17 protein-coding genes are annotated in these 21,875 nt (G+C 63.7%); 9 read left to right on the forward strand and 8 right to left on the reverse strand.

Annotation, left to right across the window (positions count from 1 at the left end; all coding sequences use genetic code 11):
• Positions 1-425: 425 nt before the first annotated feature.
• From V6M50_RS13770 to V6M50_RS13780, 3 genes are read right to left on the reverse strand one after another with little or no spacing between them, the layout of a single operon-like run.
• Positions 426-1,433 (reverse strand): cytochrome d ubiquinol oxidase subunit II, encoded by a 1,008-nt coding sequence (locus V6M50_RS13770; protein WP_332819140.1) that lies wholly within the window; start codon positions 1,431-1,433, stop codon positions 426-428.
• Positions 1,430-2,821: a cytochrome ubiquinol oxidase subunit I gene (locus V6M50_RS13775; RefSeq protein ID WP_332819141.1), complete on the reverse strand. Its 1,392-nt coding sequence runs from the start codon at positions 2,819-2,821 to the stop codon at positions 1,430-1,432. The genes V6M50_RS13770 and V6M50_RS13775 overlap by 4 nt, the downstream gene beginning before the upstream one ends.
• Positions 2,808-3,344 (reverse strand): GbsR/MarR family transcriptional regulator, encoded by a 537-nt coding sequence (locus V6M50_RS13780; protein WP_332819142.1) that lies wholly within the window; start codon positions 3,342-3,344, stop codon positions 2,808-2,810. The genes V6M50_RS13775 and V6M50_RS13780 overlap by 14 nt, the downstream gene beginning before the upstream one ends.
• A gap of 368 nt (positions 3,345-3,712) precedes the next feature.
• Here V6M50_RS13780 and V6M50_RS13785 point away from each other — a divergent pair, with 368 nt between their 5' ends.
• From V6M50_RS13785 to V6M50_RS13805, 5 genes are all read left to right on the forward strand, one after another.
• Positions 3,713-4,612, forward strand: a complete 900-nt coding sequence (locus V6M50_RS13785; protein ID WP_332819143.1) for a tetratricopeptide repeat protein — start codon at positions 3,713-3,715, stop codon at positions 4,610-4,612.
• Positions 4,613-4,719: 107 nt separating this feature from the next.
• Entirely contained in the window at positions 4,720-5,634 is a 915-nt protein-coding gene (locus tag V6M50_RS13790; RefSeq protein WP_332819144.1) for a hypothetical protein, read from the forward strand.
• Between the two features lie 13 nt (positions 5,635-5,647).
• Positions 5,648-7,480, forward strand: a complete 1,833-nt coding sequence (typA, locus tag V6M50_RS13795) for a translational GTPase TypA (RefSeq protein WP_332819145.1) — start codon at positions 5,648-5,650, stop codon at positions 7,478-7,480.
• An 84-nt stretch (positions 7,481-7,564) separates the two neighbouring features.
• Positions 7,565-9,178: an NAD(P)/FAD-dependent oxidoreductase gene (locus V6M50_RS13800; RefSeq protein ID WP_332819146.1), complete on the forward strand. Its 1,614-nt coding sequence runs from the start codon at positions 7,565-7,567 to the stop codon at positions 9,176-9,178.
• A complete protein-coding gene (locus V6M50_RS13805) occupies positions 9,175-9,717 on the forward strand; it encodes an rRNA large subunit pseudouridine synthase E (protein WP_332819147.1) in 543 nt (180 codons plus the stop codon). Before V6M50_RS13800 ends, V6M50_RS13805 begins: the two co-directional genes overlap by 4 nt.
• 22 nt (positions 9,718-9,739) lie before the next feature.
• On the opposite strand, the gene V6M50_RS13810 is transcribed toward V6M50_RS13805, so the two are convergent.
• Both V6M50_RS13810 and V6M50_RS13815 read right to left on the reverse strand, forming a co-directional pair.
• Positions 9,740-10,672, reverse strand: coding sequence for an STM4504/CBY_0614 family protein (locus V6M50_RS13810; RefSeq protein ID WP_332819148.1), 933 nt, complete (start codon positions 10,670-10,672; stop codon positions 9,740-9,742).
• Between the two features lie 45 nt (positions 10,673-10,717).
• Positions 10,718-12,472: a hypothetical protein gene (locus V6M50_RS13815; protein ID WP_332819149.1), complete on the reverse strand. Its 1,755-nt coding sequence runs from the start codon at positions 12,470-12,472 to the stop codon at positions 10,718-10,720.
• A gap of 194 nt (positions 12,473-12,666) precedes the next feature.
• Between V6M50_RS13815 and V6M50_RS13820 the strand changes: the two genes are divergently transcribed.
• Together V6M50_RS13820 and V6M50_RS13825 are read left to right on the forward strand one after the other, a co-directional pair.
• On the forward strand, positions 12,667-13,701 hold the full coding sequence (locus tag V6M50_RS13820; protein WP_332819150.1) for a hypothetical protein: 1,035 nt from the start codon (positions 12,667-12,669) through the stop codon (positions 13,699-13,701).
• 69 nt (positions 13,702-13,770) lie between these two features.
• Positions 13,771-14,265: a hypothetical protein gene (locus V6M50_RS13825; RefSeq protein ID WP_332819151.1), complete on the forward strand. Its 495-nt coding sequence runs from the start codon at positions 13,771-13,773 to the stop codon at positions 14,263-14,265.
• A 116-nt stretch (positions 14,266-14,381) separates the two neighbouring features.
• Here V6M50_RS13825 and V6M50_RS13830 read toward each other — a convergent pair whose 3' ends face one another.
• From V6M50_RS13830 to ku, 3 genes are all read right to left on the reverse strand, one after another.
• Complete coding sequence (locus V6M50_RS13830) at positions 14,382-17,057, reverse strand: TonB-dependent receptor (protein ID WP_332819152.1); 2,676 nt, start codon at positions 17,055-17,057, stop codon at positions 14,382-14,384.
• 214 nt (positions 17,058-17,271) lie between these two features.
• Positions 17,272-19,776, reverse strand: a complete 2,505-nt coding sequence (ligD, locus tag V6M50_RS13835) for a DNA ligase D (RefSeq protein ID WP_332819153.1) — start codon at positions 19,774-19,776, stop codon at positions 17,272-17,274.
• Complete coding sequence (gene ku, locus V6M50_RS13840; RefSeq protein ID WP_332819154.1) at positions 19,776-20,651, reverse strand: non-homologous end joining protein Ku; 876 nt, start codon at positions 20,649-20,651, stop codon at positions 19,776-19,778. The genes ligD and ku overlap by 1 nt, the downstream gene beginning before the upstream one ends.
• 176 nt (positions 20,652-20,827) lie before the next feature.
• On the opposite strand from ku, the gene V6M50_RS13845 reads away from it, so the two are divergent.
• Positions 20,828-21,295 carry a hemerythrin domain-containing protein gene (locus V6M50_RS13845; RefSeq protein WP_332819155.1) on the forward strand — a complete coding sequence of 156 codons (468 nt, stop codon included), beginning with the start codon at positions 20,828-20,830 and terminating at the stop codon, positions 21,293-21,295.
• A gap of 142 nt (positions 21,296-21,437) precedes the next feature.
• Complete coding sequence (locus tag V6M50_RS13850) at positions 21,438-21,866, forward strand: hemerythrin domain-containing protein (protein ID WP_332819156.1); 429 nt, start codon at positions 21,438-21,440, stop codon at positions 21,864-21,866.
• Positions 21,867-21,875: the final 9 nt, after the last annotated feature.

A 21,875-nucleotide genomic window follows, 5' to 3' on the forward strand; every position in this document is an offset into this window, starting at 1 on the left:
TTCTCGTCACCCCGGGCTTGACCCGGGGCCTGCCTTGTCTTTTCTCGGTTGGGAAGAAGGAAGGCGGGTCCCGGGTCAAGCCCGGGATGACGAATAAGGACCGTCCGCTTCCCACCCCAAAGCCGACGTCGCCTTCAAATAGGCCTTTCCTACATTATCCGGCTGTGCCAGCCTTCATCCGGCTCTTTCATTTGCTGGATAAAAGCGGTCGCTGCCTGGCTTGCGGGTACGGCCACGGCAGGGCGTGCCGGGCGCGTCCAGCACGCCGCGAGGTCCAAATCGGGCGATGCATAGGGCTGAACTTTCCTGAACTTTGGAATATCACGCGGCCCTGGCGCCGGCCGGATCCCCGATCCAAACCGGGATGACGAGAGAAGGTAATGGCGGTTGACCACCCCCACAGCCGACGGACGAGCGTCTCTATCTCACTCATAACTCAGATGCGTCGCCTTCCCCCGGAAAATCCAGTGCGACAGGATCGAATAGCCGAGTATCACCGGCAGCACGAACAGCGCGCCGATCAGGATGATGCTCAGCGATTCGGGGCTTGCCGCCGCCTGCCAGATGTCGAGCCGGTCGGCGATGAGATAGGGATAGAAGCTGTAGGCGATTCCGACGAAGCCAAGCGCGAAGAGGATGCCCGCGGTCGCCAGCGGGACCCATGACAGCTCGTCCTTCGGCCGCAGCGGGCGGCGCAGGAAGATCGCGAGGCCGACGAACAGCGTCGCGGCGGCGATCGGGATCGGCAGCAGCGCGATGATCTCGGGCAGGCGGAACCAGCGGGTGAAGATGCGTTCAGATAAAAGCGGGGTCGCGATCGAGATGATCGCCATCGCGAGCGCGGTCAGCCACAAGGTGACCTCGGCCCAACGCACCGCGCGCTTCTGCAGATCGCCCTCGACCTTGTAGACCAGCCAGCAGGCGCCGACGAAGAGATAGCCCGCGACCAGCCCCAAGGCCGCGAGCAGGCAGAAGAGCACCGAGGTAAAGCTCTGGTCGAAACCGAGCACATAGGCGCCGAGCATATAACCCTGGCAGAGCGCGGTGAGCAGCGATCCGGCGAAGAAGGCATTATCCCAGCGATGCTTGTGCTCGGGGGGTGCCTTGGCGCGGAACTCGAACGAGACGCCGCGCAGGATGAGCGCGACCAGCATCAGCACGACGGGCAGGTAGAGCTGGGTCAGGATCAGTCCGTGGGCGACCGGGAAGGCGACGAGCAGCAGCCCGATGCCGAGCACGAGCCAGGTTTCGTTCGCGTCCCAGAAGGGGCCGATCGAGGCGACCATCAGGTCGCGATTCTCGTCCTTTTCGAGCCGCGTCAGCATGCCGACGCCAAGGTCGTAGCCGTCGAGGATGACATAGAGCAGGATCGACAGCCCCATCAGCCCGGCAAAAATGACGGGGAGCCACCACGGATCGATAAAGGGCGTCATGGCCGGGCCTCCTCTTCCAGCGCTTCGGCCGGGCCGGGCGCGACGCTGGGGACGGGGAACATCGGCTTGCCCTCGGGCGCCGCCTTGCCGAGCTTCGCGAGGCGATAGAGCACCGCGATATAGGCGGTGAGCAATATTGCATAGACCGCGAGATAGAGCGTCAGCGAACTCGCGACCATCGCGCTGCCGACGGGGCCGACGGCATCGGCGGTGCGCAATACGCCGGTGACGAGCCACGGCTGGCGGCCGATCTCGGTGACGTACCAGCCCGCGAGCGTCGCGAGCCAGCCGCTGAACGTCATCGCGACGAGCGCGCGCGCGAGCCAGCGCGGCATCGCGTCGACCCCGCGCCGCCGGATCGTCCACGCCGCGAACCACGAGACGAGCAGCATCAGTACACCGATCCCGACCATGGTGCGGAAACCCCAGAAGAGCGGGCCGACGGGCGGATGATTGCCCTCATAATCGTTGAGCCCCGGGACGACGCCTTCGGCACGATGTTTCAGGATCAGGCTGGCGCCCGACGGGATCGCAATCTCCAGATGGTTGGTGCGCGCCTTGCCGTCGGGGATCGCGAAGAGGATCAGCGGCGCATATGGCTGCGTTTCCCAATTGGCCTCCATCGCCGCGATTTTCTGCGGCTGGTGCTCGAGCGTGTTGAGGCCATGCTGGTCGCCGACGAAAATCTGCACCGGGATCAGCAGCGCGGCGGCATAGACGGCGGCTTTCAGCGTCCGCCGCACACCCTCGCCGCCGCCGTCCTTGAGCCAGCGCCACGCGCTCATCCCCGCGATCAGGAAGGAGACGGTCAGTGCCGAAGCGATCAGCATGTGGGTGAGCCGGTAGGGCATCGAGGGGTTGAAGACGATCGCCCACCAGTCGGTTGCATGGACGACGCCGTCACGAATCTCGTACCCCACCGGGGTCTGCATCCAGCTGTTGAGCGCGATGATCCAGAAGGCCGAGAGCGTCGTGCCGCCCGCGACGAGCAAGGTCGCCATCGTGTGCACCCAGTTGGGGACGCGGCTGAAACCGAAGAGCATGATGCCGAGGAACACGGCTTCGAGGAAGAAGGCGGTGAGCACTTCATAGGCGAGCAGCGGGCCCGCGACATTGCCGACCTTTTCCATATAGCCCGGCCAGTTGGTGCCGAACTGGAAACTCATCGTGATGCCCGAGACGACCCCCATCGCGAAGCTCAGCGCAAAAACCTTCACCCACAGGCGGTAGGCATCCATCCACGCGCCATCCTTGGTGCGATTGTACGCGAGCTTGAAGCCGAGCAGCGCCCAGCCGAGCGCGATCGTGATCGTCGGGAACAGGATGTGGAAACTGATGTTCGCCGCGAACTGGATGCGCGCGAGGATCAGGGGGTCAATCGCGTCCATCGGTCGCCTCCGTCAAGCTTCCGGCCTTCGCGCGGCCGAGCATCCGGTCCTTGAACTCCAGTGCCTTTACCACACGCGACCCGAGCCGCAAAAGCTGGAGCAGGCGTTCGTTGTCGAGGCGGCGCATTTCGGCATACCAGTCGGTGAGCAGCTCGATCTGTTCGTGCATCGCGGCGATGCGTTCCTGCGCGAAACGGTCGGACGCGTCGGTCGCGGGCTCCATCAACAGGGTGCGCAGCGTCGTCAGCGTCGGGTCGATCTCGCGCTTCTTGCGTTCCTCGACCAGTGTGCGGAAGATCGCCCAGACGTCGCGCGGGGTTTCATAATAGTCGCGCCGGTCGCCGGGCAGGTGGCGGAGCTGGACGAGGTTCCAGCTCGCCAGCTCCTTGAGCCCCATCGACACGCTGCCGCGCGACAGACTCAGCGCTTCGCTAATTTCCTCGGCATGGCGCGGCGCGTCGGCGAGGAACAGCATCGCGTAAATCTGCCCCACGGTGCGGTTGATTCCCCAGCGACTCCCCATCTCGCCGAAATGCAGGACAAACGCCTGCGCAAGCGGGGAGAGCCGGAACGGCGGAGACGAGGAGGCAGCTGGGGAATCGGGGGCGGGGGACATATCCAAGGCCGCTAGATATACTCCCATTTCTAAAGTTTCAATAATTATTGAAACTAATGATGAAACACGACCCTGTCATTGCCCAATGGGGCGAGTTGGAGTAGCCTCGTCGCGCGATCGGCCAGCGCATGAAGGCGCGGTATTTGGCCGACCAAGCCCCGCCGAACCGCAGCGGCAAGACGGGCGGCTTTACCAGCGTTGCCGCTGCAACCGGAACAAATGTTCCACAGGAGGGTGTGATGCGGCGATCCGTTGGACCTGGTCTATCCGTTTCGATGTTGGCGGCCACGCTGGTGCTTGCGGTGCCCGTTTTGGCGGCCGGTGGCGGTGGTGGCGGCGGCGGTTCCGCGCCGAGTGCCTCTGGGCCGTCCTATGACCCCGCGGTCGAATATCAAAAGGGTGTCGCCGCTTTTCAGGCGGGCAAATACAAGGATGCGGCCGGCGCCTTCCGCAAGGTCGTCGAGGTGGTGCCGCGCAACGCGCAGGCGCAATATATGCTTGGCGCCAGCCTGCTCGGCGCGGGCGAACATAAGAAGGCGATCCGCCCGCTCGACGCGGCGATCAAATATGATGCGAAGCTGATCGAGGCCCGGCGCGACCTCGCGGTGGCGGCGGCGCGGTCGGGCGACACCAAGCGCGCGCAGGAGCAGCTTGCGGCGGTCAAGGCGCTGCAGACGAGTTGCGCGGGCAGCTGCCCCGACGCGGCCAAACTGGCGAGCGCACTCGCGGCGATCGAGGCCGCGATCGCGACGGGAACCCAGTCGTCGGCCCTCGTCCGTCCCGACGTGCAGTTCGCCGACGCGGCCGCGGTCGATGGCGCTTATGTGACCGCGGTCGGGCTGATCAACGAGAAGCGCTATGACGAGGCGATTACCATTCTCGATTCGGCGCTGTGGACCGCGGGGCCGCATCCCGACATCCTGACCTATCTGGGCTTCGCCAATCGCAAGCTCAAAAATTTCGATCGCGCCGAGGCCTATTATCGTGCCGCGCTCGCGGTCGCGCCCGACCATCGCGGCGCGCTCGAATATTATGGCGAGCTGAAAATCGAGCGCGGCAATCTGGCGGGTGCAAGGGCGCATCTGGCGCGGCTCGATACATTATGTGGTTTCGGCTGCTACGAGGCCGACGAACTGCGGCGCTGGATCGCTGAGGCGCAGCCATCCGCCAGCTAATCGCGGCGCTGGCACTTGCGCTCGCCGTCCCGGCTGCGATCGCGGCGAGCGGACAGGCATCCTTTGCGCGCGCGTTATTATGGACCGCCCCGGGCGCCGAATTTTCGGTGCTGGCCGAGCAGCCGCGCCAATGTTCGCGCGCCGATGCCGCGTTAGCGCCGCCGGAAACGCTCGCCGCCGGTGAAGCCTTGTTCAACAGTCCGGCGCTGCTCGGCGGGCAGGCGGCAAAGGCCGAGCTCAGCTGCGCCGCCTGCCACCGCAATGGCCGCGCCAATCCGCATTTCCTGATGCCGCAACTGTCGGGTGCGCCCGGCACCGCCGATGTCACGAGCAGCTTCTTCGGGCCGCGCCGCGGCAACGGGCGTTTCGATCCGGTGGCCATTCCCGATCTCGCCATGCCCGGCAAGGTGTCGCGCACGCCGGAGAATCCCGACCTCGCGCGCTTCATCCGCAATCTGGTGGTCGAGGAATTTTCGGGGGCCGAGCCGAGCCCTGCGATGCTCGATGCCCTCGCCGCCTATGTGCGGACGATCAGTGCCTGTCCGGCCGATGATGACAAGGCGCAGCCGCGCCGGCTGGCGGACCAGCTGTGGCTGATCGATCAAATGCTCGCCGGGGCGCGGGCGACAGGCAGCGACGCAATGCTGCGCCGCCAGCTGGTTGCGGCCACGCGGCATCAGCTCGGGCTGATCGACGAACGTTACGCATCGGTGCGCCATGCAGGGTTGCGTCGCGATCTGCTGGCGGCGTCGCGCGACCTGGCACGCATCGGCGACGGCAATGCCGACGGGGCCGGCTGGCGCGGCGGGCTGGAAAAATGGCATGCGCGTTTTACCGCGAGGTTGGTGCCGCGCCTGCGGCAGCAGGAAGCCGCTTCCCGCTACGACCATGCCGAGTTGCGCCGCGCGCTCGGCCATGCTGCAAGCCCGCCGCACGGACCGGCAATTTTGTTGCGCCGCAGCACCGCTTCTGTTAGGGGCGCGGCGTTTCGCGGCGCGTTGCGTGCTGCCCCCTTCCATTAAGGCTTAAATCCGCATGTCTCTGCGCAATATCGCCATTATTGCCCACGTCGATCATGGCAAGACCACCCTCGTCGACCAGTTGTTCCGCCAGTCGGGCACCTTCCGCGACAACCAGCGCGTCGAAGAACGCGCGATGGACTCGAACGATCTGGAGAAAGAGCGCGGGATCACCATCCTTGCGAAATGCACCTCGGTCGAGTGGGGCGAGGGCGCCGACCTGACGCGCATCAACATCGTCGATACCCCGGGCCACGCCGATTTCGGCGGCGAAGTCGAGCGCATCCTGTCGATGGTCGACGGCGTTATCCTGCTCGTCGATGCCGCTGAAGGCCCGATGCCGCAGACCAAGTTCGTGACCGGCAAGGCGCTCGCGCTCGGCCTCAAGCCGATCGTCGTCGTCAACAAGATCGACCGCAGCGACGCGCGCGCCGCCGAAGTGCTCGACGAAGTGTTCGAACTGTTCCTGACGCTCGAAGCCAATGACGAACAGCTCGATTTCCCGATCCTCTACGCCTCGGGCCGCGGCGGCTATGCCTCGGAAAGCCCCGAAGCGCGCGAAGGCACGCTCGAGCCGCTGTTCAAGACGATCGTGTCGCACGTGCCGACCCCGGGCCTGCCCGAGGACGGTCCCTTCACTTTCCTCGCGACCTTGCTCGACCGCGACAATTTCATCGGCCGCATCCTGACCGGCCGCGTCCAGTCGGGGACGATCAAGGTCAACCAGCCGATCCACGCGATCGACATGGACGGTAAGGTCATCGAGACCGGCCGTGCGTCGAAGCTGCTGGCGTTCCGCGGGCTCGAGCGCGTTCCCGTCGAGGAAGCGCGCGCGGGCGACATCGTCGCGATCGCCGGCCTCGCGCAGGCGACCGTCGCGAACACCATCGCCGACACCAGCGTAACCGAACCGATCGCCGCGCAGCCGATCGATCCGCCGACGCTGTCGATGCGCTTTGCCGTCAACGATAGCCCGATGGCGGGCCGCGAGGGCAGCAAGGTGACGAGCCGCATGATCCGCGACCGCCTGTTCCGCGAAGCCGAAACCAATGTTGCGATCCGCATCACCGAAAGCGCCGACAAGGACAGCTTCGAAGTCGCGGGCCGCGGCGAGCTCCAGCTCGGCGTGCTCATCGAAACGATGCGCCGCGAAGGCTTCGAACTCGGCATCAGCCGCCCGCGCGTCCTCTATGGCGAGGACGAGGCCGGCAAGCGCACCGAACCCTATGAAACCGTCGTCATCGACGTCGACGATGAGCATAGCGGCACGGTCGTCGAGAAGATGCAGATCCGCAAGGCCGACCTGACCGACATGCGTCCGTCGGGTGGCGGCAAGACGCGCATCACCTTCAGCGGTCCGTCGCGCGGCCTCATCGGCTATCATGGCGAATTCCTGTCCGACACGCGCGGCACCGGGATCATGAACCGCCTGTTCGAGAAATATGGCCCGCACAAGGGCCAGATCGCCGGCCGCCAGAACGGTGTCCTGATCTCGAACGGCAATGGCGAAGCCGTCGCCTATGCGCTGGGCCCGCTCGAAGAGCGCGGCATCCTCTTCGTCTCGCCCGGCGAGGCGCTCTATGAGGGCATGATCATCGGCGAGAACGCGAAGCCCGACGATCTCGAAGTCAACCCGATGAAGTCGAAGCAGCTCACGAACTTCCGTTCGACCGGCAAGGACGACGCGATCCGCCTCACCCCGCCGCGCCGCATGACGCTCGAACAGGCGATCGCCTACATCGACGACGACGAAATGGTCGAGGTGACCCCGAAGAATATCCGCATCCGCAAGGCGCTGCTCGACCCGCACGAGCGCAAGAAGGCGTCGCGCAAGAAGGAAGCGGCGTAAGGACAAGGGTGACGGCCAGCACTGGCCGTCACCATCCTTTCGAATAGCGTTTCCCCCGGACGGGATGCGCACTACAGGCGTCCGATGCTTCGCCTGACCGAACTGACGCTACCGCTGCACCATGCCGAGGAGGCGCTGCCCGCCGCGATCTGCAAGCGGCTGCGCATTTCCCCGCGCGAACTGGTTCGCCACGTCGTCGCACGCCGCGCGCACGATGCGCGCGACAAGGCCAACATCAAACTCATCTATTCGGTCGATGTGAATGTGAAGGACGAGGGCGCGGTGCTCGCGCGCTTCCGCAAGGACCGCAATGTCCAGCAGACCCCGAACACCGCGTATAAGTTCATCACGCAGGCGCCGAAGGGGATCAAACGGCCGGTGGTCGTCGGCGCGGGGCCGTGCGGGCTGTTCGTCGGGCTGATCCTCGCGCAGATGGGGTTCCGCCCGATCATCCTCGACCGCGGCAAGGTCGTCCGCGAGCGCACCAAGGACACATGGGACCTGTGGCGGCGCGGCGTGCTCCACCCCGAATCGAACGTCCAGTTCGGCGAGGGCGGCGCCGGCACCTTTTCGGACGGCAAGCTCTACAGCCGGATCAAGGACCCGCGGCACCTCGACCGCAAGGTGCTGACCGAATTCGTCAAGGCGGGCGCGCCGCCCGAAATCCTGACCGAGGCGCACCCGCATATCGGCACCTTCCGGCTGGTGACGATGGTCGAAAGCCTGCGCGAGACGATCGAGGGGCTGGGCGGCGAATATCGCTGGCAGCACAAGGTCGACGGGCTCGATATCGAAACCGGCGGATCGGGCGAACGCCGCGTCCAGGGGCTGCACCTGGCGGGTGGCGACTATATCGAGGCCGACCGCGTCATCCTCGCCGTCGGCCACAGCGCGCGCGACACCTTCGCGATGCTCCACGCGGCGGGGGTCCATGTCGAGGCGAAGCCCTTTTCGATCGGCGTGCGGATCGAGCATCCGCAATCGTGGATCGACACCTCGCGCTTCGGCGCCGACGCGGGCAACCCGATCCTCGGCGCCGCCGAATATCATATCTCGCACCACTGCAAGAACGGCCGCACCGTCTACAGTTTCTGCATGTGCCCCGGCGGCACCGTCGTCGCCGCGACGTCCGAAGAAGGCCGCGTCGCGACCAACGGCATGAGCCAATATTCGCGCAACGAGCGCAACGCCAATTCGGGCTTCGTCGTCGCAATCGACCCCGCGCGCGACTATCCCGGCGATCCGCTCGCGGGCCTCGCGTTCCAGCGGCACTGGGAATCGCTCGCCTTCGTCGCGGGCGGCTCGAACTATCGCGCCCCCGCGCAGCGCGTCGGCGATTTCCTCGCGGGGCGCCCGTCGACCGCGCTCGGCAGCGTCGTGCCCTCGTATCGCCCCGGCGTGACCCCGACCGACCTTGCCGCCTGCCTGCCCGATTTCGCGGTCGAGGCGATGCGCGAGGCGATCCCGGTATTCGGGCGCCAGATCGCGGGATATGATCATCCCGACGTGGTGATGACGGGGGTCGAGACGCGCACCTCCTCGCCCGTGCGCTTTACCCGCGGCGACGATTTTCAGAGCCTGAACACCGCGGGGCTGTTTCCGGCGGGCGAGGGCGCGGGCTATGCCGGGGGCATCTTGTCGGCGGCGGTCGACGGCATCAAGGTCGCCGAGGCGGTCGCGCGGAGTTTGATGCCATGACGCTGATCCTGTTCAACAAGCCGTGGGGTGTGCTCAGCCAGTTCACCGATCGCGGTACGCCCGAGGCGCGCGCGACGCTGTCCGACTATATCGACGTCCCCGGCGTCTACCCGGCAGGGCGGCTCGACCGCGATAGCGAGGGCCTGCTGATCCTGACCGACGACGGCGCGCTGCAGGCGCGGATTTCGTCGCCGAAGCACAAGACGCCCAAAACCTATCTGGCACAGGTCGAGGGCGAGCCCGACGCCGCCGCGCTGGAGGCCCTCAGCCGCGGCGTCACGCTGAACGACGGCCCGACGCGCCCCGCGACCGTCCGCCGCATCGACCCGCCCATGCTCTGGGACCGCGACCCGCCGGTGCGATACCGCAAGAGCGTGCCCGATTCATGGCTCGAACTGACGATCACCGAAGGCCGCAACCGCCAGGTCCGCCGCATGACCGCCGCGGTCGGCTATCCGACGCTGCGGCTGGTGCGCTGGCGGATCGGGGGGTGGGAGATTGGGGGTTTGGCGCTGGGGGAATGGCGCGAGGTTGGGTGAGGAGAGGTAGAAATGAGATCGACTACTTGGCTGCCTCAGCAATGAATACAATCTTGCTGGCCGCAAGATGCAGAGCGTAGGCGGCGATATAGCCGGGAACGTCCCTAGTCGTTGCACCCTGGCCATGCGATGCATCATTATCTCTGATTTTTGGGAGGCCGCTCTGTATTGTCGCGAGAAGTTGGTCGAAGCTGGCGTCTAAGTAATCGGGCCATAGGCCGTTTGCGCGAGCGACTTTGACTAGATCGGAGATACGAGAGCCCTTTTGGTAGCTCCAACCCTTTTTATCGAAGATCGCTTTGAACGTACTCTCTAGGGCGTTTGCAGCCATTGCAACCGCTTGGCGATGTTCGCCCGCTCGATAGTGCTGATGAGCGGCTAAGAATTCTTGCCTAGGCCCGTCGAAGCCTTGGTTAGACAGTAGCGCGAGAGCGGGCTTCACGACTTCCGCGTGGACGAATTGGCTATCGACTCTGATGAGTTGACCATCCTCGATCTGATATCCGACTCCTGCCTGACGTAGCCGGTAGTTGATCTCTTCCATCGCCTTTTCGGCCGTGGTCGCAACCTCCCACCGTTGACGCTGGTGAGCTTGATCGTCGGCCCCCATAATCTTTATGCCGAGGGCTATCAGTTCAAGAAGATCTAACCAATCTGCCGTCGAGCAATCGCGCATGTAGGATAAGATGCGACTGCCGGAAAAGGCGTCGTGACCTATACCTTCAAGGCCTTTTTCTCTAAGGAATACTCTCTCAATCTGAGCCCACCAGACGTTTTCTTCCTTTCCGCGCATCATGCCGTCACCATGTACGCCTACAAATCCAATCGCGTCGATGGCGATCTGCTTTACCTGAACTCTTAGATTGGCAGGAATGTCAGTATATTGATAAACATCGGCCTTACCCGATTTGGATGCGTCATTCTGCCTCTTAGAGAATAGATTGAAGATCGTCATAAAATTGCCCGTTTGCTGGGGAATCGAGTTGAAACGCTAGCTGTCTTATCGTTGCAAAATTTCTTCGGCTTGCCTGTTCAAGTGAACAAACGCAGCGATAATGCCGTCAAACATATAATCCAGCGCTTTTCCATAGCCTTGGTTCACAGCGGCGATGTCAAAGCCTGATCTTTCAAGATTATTCAATGTCTCTCCCGCGTTATGCGCATCCGCGATGCGCAAGTCGTTATTGATGAATAGAAAGGAAAGCGAGTCATTTGGGCTAGTCAGATCTTCTGGGTCGGCTCCAGCTCCAAAGGCATCAAGGCTTTCTCCGTCACGATTTAGTCGCTCAAGGACGTTCGACAATGCTTGCAACAGTTTGATACTGCCCAAGTCCTTTACGGTTATACGTGCATGCCCTGCATAAATCAGAAGGCGGCGGAGGAATGCATTCGGAATCCTTTGCCATAGCTCGTGTATATCTTTGCATCGTGACAGAAATGCCTGCTCGGTCATATCGAGCGGCGCTACCTGAGCTAATTTGGCCAATTCCGGAAAGTTGAGCCATCCATTGGCATTGATCTCTGCTCTCGAAAGCCCGGCAATTTGATCAGGCCCTAGTTCATCGCCGAACTGCGCTCCTATCGCCGAGAACACGTCTCCAAATCTTAGCATTTGCTCAGCGAATCTAGCTGTTTTGGAGACGATATGCTCCTCGTCCCGATCAATCGCTTCCACCTTGGCGGGAGCCAGGACGTGAGCAAACGCGTGCAGAATTTCGCGCTCTGGTTTGGGTTTGTAAAGTTCGCGCATCGGTACCCTGACCATATTTCGCCCAACTCGCGTACAGTCCGTGAAGCTCCACTGGCCAAGGTAAGAGGGGCTGCAAAACCAAGCTTGACCGCTCTTTGCGGGAACAGTGTCAAAGAAACCGCTCTGCTCATAACGCTCCAGAAATCGGTCATCTAGATATACTGGCGTAGTTGCGGTCAGCGCATTCGCTCGTGCTGAAGTCATCGCTCCCTCCACGCCCGGCCAGTTTAACCCTTCGGCCGAAGGGGCGATGCACAACTCTGGTGCAACAGCGTGCACGATCGCCCAAACCTGAATAAGCAGTCCTCCATTATGCTCACGAACATCCAGGTCGTACCAGCCATCCGCAGGCCTCAATATGACGTGAGCCTCGCCATTCATTAGATCCCGAATCGGAGGCTGATCCGGAAGCAATTTTTGATAGTAGAATAGGCGAGTTCCATAAGTGCCGCGCATCCAGAGGTATCGACGTAGATACTCATTCGACATCGACCAGCTTACATTGCGTTTTGAAGTGTAATGATATTCGGTTGAAACCTCTCCTTCAGCGACGCCAAAAGCGGGCAAGGACAGATCGTCATATATGAGCTTTTGCTGCTCGCCGCCGAGTACGCGCGGCGTGAGGCCGAGGGCTATCCAGACCTTTTCGGCGAGATGATAGCCGTAAAACGAACTGTTGCCTTGCGAGGCCACAACATAATCAAGACCGGAAACAGATGGGTTGAACTCTTTTATCCCACCAGCGTCCTTTACATCGGGCTGCGAAAAATACACGACCCCATGGCCCGCTTCGTCAAATTTCGAAATATCTCCGGGTTCATCTGTAGGTGAGAGAGCCATTATCATGAATACGTGCTCTCTATTCGGGCCATAAGGATCGACCTCGAAACGAGTTGTGACCTCGACACGGAGATCGATGTCTGTTCCCACGGGTTCAAGTAGATTGATAAGGCGCTGCGGCAGGAACTCCGCAGCGATAGGAAACTCATTCAAATAGTTGATCATCGGTGATTCTTTCATCTAATGCATCTGCTAGTCAGAATGAGGTAATCCGCATATTTCATAAGACGTTGGAACAATGAAGCCTTCCATTAAGAGTGCTCTTGAATACTCTGCAGAACAAACCATAAACAAACCCCTTTCCTACATTCCTCCACCACGTCATATCCTGTCCGGTTTGGCAGACAGGAGGGCATATCATGCAGAACCGGACACCGATCGCGGCGGAGGCTCGGCCGCCGCTTCCCGACTTTACGCCGGTGCCGCGCAAATACCGGCACGACGGGTGGACGCCCGAGCGGCAGAAGGCGTTTATCGCGGCGCTCGCCGATACCGGGTCGGTCCGCCGCGCGGCGGCGATGATCAATATGGCGCAGACGAATTGTTACACGCTGCGGCGCGCGCCAGGCGCCGAGAGCTTTCGGCGGGCGTGGGAGGCGGCGCTCGATTTCGGGGTCGCGCGGCTGAAGGATATCGCGTTCGAACGCGCGATCGACGGCTATCTGGTGCCGGTGTTCGTCGGCGGCAAATTGCTGGGGTTCCGGCGCAAGCATAATGACGCGCTGCTGATGTTTTGCCTCCGCCATTACGGGCAGGATGCGGGCGGCAAGCGGACGACGATCAACTATTTCTCGACGCGGGCGAGTGCCGGGTCCTTCGAGACGCCGCTTCGCGGCTCCTCAGGACGAGCGGAGGGCGGTGCGGCGGCCGCCGCCGAGGCATCGACGACGACTGTGCGGACGGTGATCCAGGGCTCGCCGTCGGGGCGCGGCGCGGACGGATCGCAGGATGCGGCGGCGGGGGTGCTGGAAGGATTCGACGGGGTGGCGCTCGACGCACAGGCGGAGGCCGAGATCGGGGCGGCGCTGCTCGCGCTCGCGGCGCGGCAGCGCGAGATCGATGCGGCGGTCGAGGCGGGCGGGGCCGAAGCTGTCGCAGTGCAGGTCGACGATGTCGCGGCGCCGCTGGTGCGGCTGGGCGAGCGTGACGCGCCTTATTACGGGCCGCTGCAACTCGGCGACGGGCTGGTCGATGCCGAAGAACCGCTGCGCATGGCGGGCGAGGCCGACTGGGTGCAGGCGGGCGCGGCGATCCCCGAGGGCTGGCGCGAATGGATCGAGGCGGCCGAGGCGCGCGGCGAGGCGACGCCCGCGGTGCCGCTGAACGCCATGGTCCCCGACGGCGTGGCAGAGGTGAAGAAGCGGCGGTCGCGCCGGCGCCACGCGGCGGATTAGCTGGCGCGCCGCGAGGCCATTTTTCCGCCGCATTTCCAGATGATCAATGCGTCCAGGGAGGGCATATCCATGAAAAAAACGGGCTCAATCGCGGCATTGCTCGCGCTCATTTCCTTTGTGTCACCGCTCCACGCCCAGACGGTTGCGGGCCCCGCGCATCTTAATGGCGCCGGGCCGGTGACGACCGGCGGCTTCGTCGGCGCGCGGCTGCGGATCCCGCTGGGCGGAACGCGCGAGAGCGCCAAGGATATTCGCGCCAGCCTGACGGTGGCGCCGATGCAGCGCAGCGAAGGGACGGGGTCCGGCGGACCCGCGTGGCGCTTTGGCGAAGGGCTCGAATTCGGCTTTGCGGGCGGCGAGGTTTCCCCGCATTTCTCGCTGGCCGGGCAGAGCCTCGCGCCGTCGCGCTACGCGCCCGGCGGGCGCGCATCGGCGAAGGGGCGGAGCAACCTGTCCGACGCTGGAACCGTGGCCGTTGTCGTGGGAGGGTTGGCGATCCTTGCCGGGGTCGGATTGCTGGTCGCGCTCGATGCGTCGGACGACCCCGACCGCTGCTGCGAATAGGTACAGCGGCCATCGTCGGAATGACGAGTGCCTGTGGTGATATTCAGGGCGAGGCGATCATAGACCGAACCGGCATCCGGTGCTCGTGAGCAACGGATGCCGGTCGCCGGGGGGAATCAGAATTTCAGGCGCGCCCCGACATAGAATTGGCGGCCATTGTCATAGATCGCGCGCGGGCGGTCGCGGGTGCCCGAATATTGCACGATCTCTTCGTTGGTCAGGTTGATCGCGTCCGCCGTCAGCGCGATATTTTCGGTGACATTAATGCTGAGCGACGCGTCGAGCGACGAGAGCGAGGCCTGGTTCAGCGGCGCCGCGCGGTCGATATCGATGAAGAATTTCGACCGGTAATTATACGACACGCGCGCGCTGACGAGGTCATTCTCGAAATAGCCCGTCAGGTTGAGCGAGTGTTTCGAATTGCCGGGGATCGGATCGCCGTTGCTCGCCTTGGCATCCGAATAGGTGTAGTTCGCCACAGCGCCGAAGCCGCCCCAGATCGGCCGCGACACCTGGAATTCGAAACCCTGGTTGCGTCCGCCGTCGCCGTTGCTGCGGCGGTTGATCTGATAGGGACAGTTGAACAAATTGGGGTTGCCACCGCCCGCCGCGACGCAGCCCGCGGGCTGCGATCCCGGCACGAAGACGCCGGGCAGGATTTCGGTCGAGGTCGTGTTGACGATGTACGACTGAATATCCTTGTAGAAGGCGGCGAGCGCGACGATCGTCTCGCGGTCGGGATACCATTCGATCGAGAGGTCGTACTGGTTGGCGCGATACGGATCGAGGTTCGGATCGCCGCCGCGCCCGGTCAGCAGGGTGCCGTTGAGATCGACGCCCGGCGTGATGTCGACGAAGTCGGGGCGCGTCATCGTCTTGCCCGCGGCGAAGCGCAGCACGACCTGGTCCGACAGGTCGACCGACAGGTTCGCGCTCGGCAAAATGTCGGTGTACGAGCGTTTCGCCGTCGACGGCGTGAAGCCGCCGAACGGATTGGTGAACTCAGGGTTCGCGCCGCCGATGATGAAGCCGTCGGAGGTCTGCTCGGTCTTGATGACGCGCACGCCGACGTTGCCGCGCCAGCCGTCGCCACCGAATTTGGCGAGCCCGTAGCCACCATAGGCTTTCTCGTTGATCGCATAGGTGTTGCCGGGGACGAGGAAGCGGTCGGTTCCGGGCGCGGTCTGTGCGCCATAGATCGCGCGCAGCTTCGCCGGGTCGACGCGCCAATAGTCGTTCAGCGTGCCGGGCGCGGCGATATTGTCGAGGAAGTCGCCGGGCATCCCGCTGCCGGTCGCGAAGTCGGCCGAGGTGCAGGCGACGGCGCCGCAGCGCAGGCCGGGGGTGAACACGCCGCCGTTGGTGGCGAAGCGTTCGGCGACCCGGTCGTGATCGGTGTATTTGACCCCGAATTTGAGCGCCGTCATCGGCCCCCATTCGACCTCCTTTTCGACATCGAGATAGAAATATTTCTCCTCATCGTCGTTGGTGACCGACTGGATGCGCGCAAAGTCGGGGCGGATGCCGGCGGGGTTGAGCGGGTTCGGGTTCGAGAAAGCGACTTCGGGCCGGCCGCTGCGCAGGTCGTAGCTGAAGGCGCCGGGCCCCGCGAACTCGATGAAATTCTCGTTGCTCGTGTCGCCGTTCGCCTTGGTCCATCCAGCCTTGAAGTGGACCGACAGCGCGTCGACGGGGCGCCAGGTGAGGTCGAAATCGGCCGAGACGGTCTTGGCGACGGCCTGGCGATCGATCGCGTCATAGACGACCCCGAAGCCTTCGGTCCCGCCATTGCGCGACGCGATATTGCCCGCGACCGCGACGCCGTCTTCGACCACGGCATTGCTGATCGTGCCGCCGCCGGCGAGCGCCTGCTCGCCCCACGCGATATAATTCTGGTTGAAGTTATCGGCGTTGAAGCGCGAATAGAGCCCGGTGATGTTGATCTCGAGTTCGTCCGACGGACGGAACTGGATGCCGATATTGGCGCCGTAACGCTCGCGATTCTGTTCGAACATCGTCGAGCCGATCAGCGTCGGCACCAGGGCGTTGCCGCCGCCGACAGGGAAGGAGCGATAGCCGAAAATCTCGAGCCCGTCGCGGCGCGTGCGGCGCTTCTGATAGATGGCGCCGACCAGAACGCCGAAGGTTTCGTCGGCGTTCTTCCAGCTGACCAGCCCCGAGACCTGCGGGTCGAATTTGCCCGAGAGATCCGAGTAAACGCCCTGCACCGAGGCTGAAAGGGTGAGCGGATCGAGGTCGAGCGGGTTGCGGGTGATGACGTTGATCGTGCCGCCGACCCCGCCTTCCTCGACGTCGGCCTGCGGGCTCTTGTAGACCTCGAGGCGGCCGATGATCTCGGCGGGCAGGGTGAGGTAGTTGAAGCTGCGCGTCGATGCGACCTGGTCGAGGATGAACCAGTCGGCGGTCGCGACCGTGTGGCCGTTGAGCAATGTTTTCGTGAGGTTCGGCGCGGTGCCGCGCAGCGAGACGCGCTCGCCTTCGCCGAACTCGCGGTTGACGACGATGCCCGGAACGCGCTGGAGCGCCTCGGCGACATTCTTGTCGGGGAATTTGCCGACATCCTCGGCGGTGACGACGTCGGCGATCACCGACAGGTCGCGCTTGGCATCGATCGCCTCGCGCAGCGACCCGCGGATGCCGGTGACGACGATTTCGCTGTCCGCCGCGTCGGCGGCTGGCGCCGCGGCGGGGGTCTGGGCGTGGGCCGCGCTCGCGGCAAAAAGCAGTGTACCAAAGCTTGCTGATGCCAGCAAATATCTTGCATTGGTCATGTCGTGTCTCCCTCTTTTTGATCTTAGGTCAAGTTTTGCTCTAATTTTGAGAGAAATTTATACATACCAATCTATCCGTCAAGCTGAATTTCACGCAATTTGTGACCCGTTCACACGAAGTGCGTGGAATTTTGGTACTTTATTGGTATTATTGTAATGACGCTTAGGGCTCTAACCAATTTATGCGCGCGCGAGTCGCGCCGGGCGCCGTTGGCTAGAAATCGGGGAGAGCCTGCTTCGCAAACCCCCAGCCCTTGAGTTCGGGGCTCGCGGCGCGGCCGAGCAGCGCGTCGGCGTCCTTGATCGTCCATTCGCCCGCCTTTTGGACGTCGGCGAGCGCGTCCCAGCCGATCGGCGCGGCGACGGGGGCGTTTTCGCGCGCGCGAACCGAGTAAGGCATGATCGCGGTGCTGCCGCGCTGGTTGCGAAGCCAGTCGATGAAGATCTTGCCCTTGCGCTTGGCCTTGCTCATCGTCGCGACGAAGCGGTCCGGTTCGGCGAGGCTCAAGGCTTCGGCAAAGCGCTTCGAGAAATCCTTGTGCGCGTCCCAGCTATGCCCCGGATCTAAGGGCACGACGACATGCACGCCCTTGCCGCCCGAGAGCATCGCGAAGCTGACGAGCCCGATGTCGGCGAGCTGGCGGCGGATGTCGGCGGCAGCTTTCTTCACATCGGCGAAAGCGAGCCCCTCGTCGGGGTCGAGATCGAACACCATGCGATCGGGCTTTTCGAGCGCGCCGACATGGCTGTCCCAGCCGTGGAATTCGATCGTCCCCATCTGGACGCAGGCGAGCAGGCCGTCGGCGTCGTCGACATAGAGATAATCCTCGTGCCCGCCGTCCTTCTCGCGGATCGGGACATGGTGGACATGCTCGCCGAAGCTGCCCGAATCATGTTTCTGGAAGAAGCATTTCTTGGCGCGCCCCTGCGGGCAGCGAACGAGGCTGATTGGGCGGCGCGCGGTGTGCGGGAGCATGACCGGGGCGATCGCAGCATAATAGTCGGCGAGGTCGCCCTTGGTCGCCTTGGCTTCGGGGAAGATCACGCGGTCGCGGCTGCTGATCGTCACGTCGCTCTGGGGCTCGGGAGCGGGCTGCTTCTTTTCGGGGGTCACGTCTTTCGCCTCCTTGTCCCGGCGGAGGCCGAGAAAGCTTGCGTGGCGCACCGATCCGCCCGCGGTATATTCGGCGAAGGCGATTTCGGCGACGAGATCGGGTTTGAGCCAATGGACCTCGCGCGCCGCGACGGCATCGACGTCGAGCGGCGCGGTCTTGCGTTCGCGGCTCGCGAATTTCCTTGCGAGGTCGGCCATGGTGTCGGCGTCGAAGCCGGTGCCGACATTGCCCTTGTAGACGAGCGTGTTGCCTTCGTGTTGCGCGAGCAGCAGCGAGGCGAAGGGGCGGGCTTTGGTCGATGACGGGTTCCAGCCGACGAGGAGGAACTCCTGCCGGCGGGTGCATTTGACCTTCACCCAGTTTTTCGATCGGCGGCCGCTATACGCCGCGTCGGCGCGTTTCGAGATGATGCCTTCCTGTCCGGCCTTGCACATCGCGCCATAGAGCGTCTCGCCGGCGCCGATGATATGGTCGGCGACCGCGACCGGTGTGGCGGCGTGGCGGAGGAGCGCTTCGAGGCGCTCCTTGCGTTCGAGATTGCCGAGCCTGGCGAGCGATTGGCCGCCCTCTTCGAGCAGGTCGAAGGCGAAGAAGAGGAGGTCGGTCGCCTCGTCCTGCGCGCCGTGGCCGCGTTTGAGCACGGCCTGGAGCGCGGAGAAGTCGGGGTTGCCGTCCTTGTCATAGGCGACGATTTCCCCGTCGATCAGGCACGGGGGGAGATCGAGCGCGGCGATATGGCGGACGAGCGGCGCGAATTTGTCGGTCCAGTCGAGGCCGGTGCGGGTGTAGACGCGCACCTCGGAGCCTGAGGCCGCGATTTCGGCGCGGTAGCCGTCGTACTTGATCTCGTGAAACCAGCCATTCCCCGTCGGCACCGCGTCGACGAGCGTCGCGAGCTGGAGCGGGCGGAATTTGGGTGGTCTGCCCTTCGCCTTGGGTTTGGCGACTGTGCGGTTATGCGCGACGGCGGCCTGCATCTTCTTCGTGAAGACCGCGCCTTTTGCGCCCTTGAGCGACTGCTCGCCGCCTTCGTCGCCGGCGATTTCGGCCATCGTGCGTTCGGTGAGTATGCTCGTCAGCTGGCGCCCGACCAGATCGTCGGAGCCGCCCGCATAAGCATCGTTCACCTTGCGCAGCAGCCAGTTCTCGCGCTTCTCGCCGGGGCGCGGCTTCATGCGGACGAGCAGCCATTCGCCCTTCATGCGTGTCCCGTCGAGCGTGAAGTGGAGATGGCCCTTGTCGATGTCCTTGGCGCTTTTGCCTGCAATCGGCGCCCAGGTGCCGCGGTCCCACAGCATCACGGTGCCGCCGCCATATTCGCCCTTGGGGATCACCCCCTCGAAATCGGCGTAGCTCATCGGATGGTCTTCGGTGCGCACCGCGAGGCGCTTGTCGGCGGGGTCGGCGCTCGGCCCCTTGGTCACCGCCCAGCTTTTGAGCACGCCATCGACCTCGAGCCGGAAGTCGTAATGGAGCCGCGTCGCGTCGTGCTTCTGGACGATGAAGCGGTTGCCCGCGCCTTTTTCGATCTGGCCCGCGGGCTCGGGGGTCAGCTTGAAGTCGCGCTTGGCGTTATATCGGGCGAGGGGGTCGGGGCCGGCCATCAGGCGCGCTTTCGGGCGGGTGCCTTCTTCGCCGGGGCCTTCCTGGCGGGCGTCTTCTCCTCCTCGGCCGCCGGAGCCTTTTTCTTGCCATCGACCGAGGCTTTGAGCGCCGCCATCAGGTCGATGACATTCGAGCCGCGGCCCGTTTCGGGCGGTTCCTCGACATCCTCGAGCACGCGCTTGCCTTTCGCCTTCGCTTTCTTGGCGATGACGCGCTTGAGCGCATCGATATAATGGTTGTGATAGTCGCTCGCGTCGAACGCGCCGCTTTTCTTGGCGATCAGCGTTTCGGCGAGGTCGAGCAGGTCGGCATCGGGTTTGTCATTGCCGACGTCGCGGAAATAATTGGCCGCCTTGTTCACCTCGTCGGCATAGCGCAGCACTTCCAATACCAGCCCGCGCCCGCACGGGCGCAGCGCGACGAGTTGTTCCTGGCCGCGCATAGAGAGCTGGCCAAGCCCGACCTTCTTGGTGCGTTTGAGCGCTTCGCGAAGGATGATATAGGCCTCTTCGGCAAGCTCGTCGGCGGGGACGACATAATAGGGCTTGGTGTAATAAAGGACGTCGATCGCGTCGGTGTCGACGAACTGGACAAGCTCGAGCGTGCGTTTGCTCTCGAGCTTGACCGCCTCGATCTCTTCCTCGTCGAGCAGGACATAATTGCCTTTCGACAGTTCGAAGCCCTTGACGATATCGTCATGGTCGATCGCACCGATGCCCGGCACGATTTTCTCATATTTGACCGGCTTGCCGCTCGGTTCGTGGATCTGGCGAAAGCTGACCGCCGCGCCCGATTTGGTCGCCGAATAGATTTCGACCGGGATCGACACCAGCGCGAGCCGGATCTGCCCCTTCCAATAAGCGCGCGCGGCCATCGGGTTCCTTTCGCTGCCCCAAGGTACGGAACCTAAATGTCCGAGCGGCGATGCAGGTTCCGCCGGCCCCCTGTGGGGCACCGGGTGCGGGCGCGACGAGCGCAGCGTTTATCACATTTTCACGATCGCCCGATACGCTCGATGCGCTGGGGACGTTTCATATGGGGCGGAGGCAGATGATGGACATGATGGCGGAGATATGGCGGCTGCGCGGCGAACACGACGATCTGGTCGCGCTTGCGGTCCAGTTGGGGGATTATGTCGAGGCGCCGCAGCCACCGAGCGATACCGCGGATATGACGGCGTTCCACGCCGTCCGCACGCGGATGCGTAACGTCCTGATCGCCCACCTGAAGCGCGAGGACTGGGTGCTCTATCCCGCGCTAATCGCCAGCAGCGATCACCGGCTGGTCGACACCGCGCGCGATTTCATCGACGAAATGGGCACAATCGCCGCGCTGTTCACCGACTATAGCCGCAAATGGATGCCCGACGCGATCGCCGCCGACTGGACTGGCTATTGCGCCGAAACGCGCGCGATCCTGACCGCGCTCGCGACCCGTATCGAGCGCGAGAACGGCCAATTATATCCGCTCGCCGAAGCGCTCGATGCAGGCGCGGCCCCGAAAACGGCGACCGGCTGATCTCGCGGTCTTTCGGGCGACCCATGCCGGTTGGGTGACGATGGCGACGCCCGCGGCCGAGCAAGGCTAATGATTCTTTACCGTCTTTTCATCGCGCGCTTCTATAAGGGCTTTTGAGGGACCACTCATATCGGGGTCGCCTATGCACATCGGCCATGAAATGCGGCGGCTGCGCGCCGAACATGCCGCGCTGGTCACGCTGTCGCAGATGCTCATGGACCTTATCGCGGCGCCCGAGCCGCCGCGCCCGACCGAACTCGCATCGGTGCGCGGGATGCTGCGCGATACGCTGATCCGCCATCTGAAGTGCGAAGACTGGGCGCTCTATCCGCGGCTCAAGGCGAGCGGCGATGCCGCGATCGTCGGGCTGGCGACCGGGTTCGTCGACGAAATGGGCCATATCGCCCAGGATTTCGAGGCCTATGACCACAAATGGAGCGCGGACCGGATCGCGGCTGACTGGCCGGGCTTCGCCCGGGAAACCAAGGCTATCCTCGATGTGCTCGCCATCCGTATCGAGCGCGAGGAGAGCGATCTCTATCCCGTTGCCGAGGGGGTCGACTTGGGCTGATGCCCCGCG

The organism is Sphingopyxis sp., assembly GCF_036675685.1.
Lineage (GTDB): Bacteria > Pseudomonadota > Alphaproteobacteria > Sphingomonadales > Sphingomonadaceae > Sphingopyxis.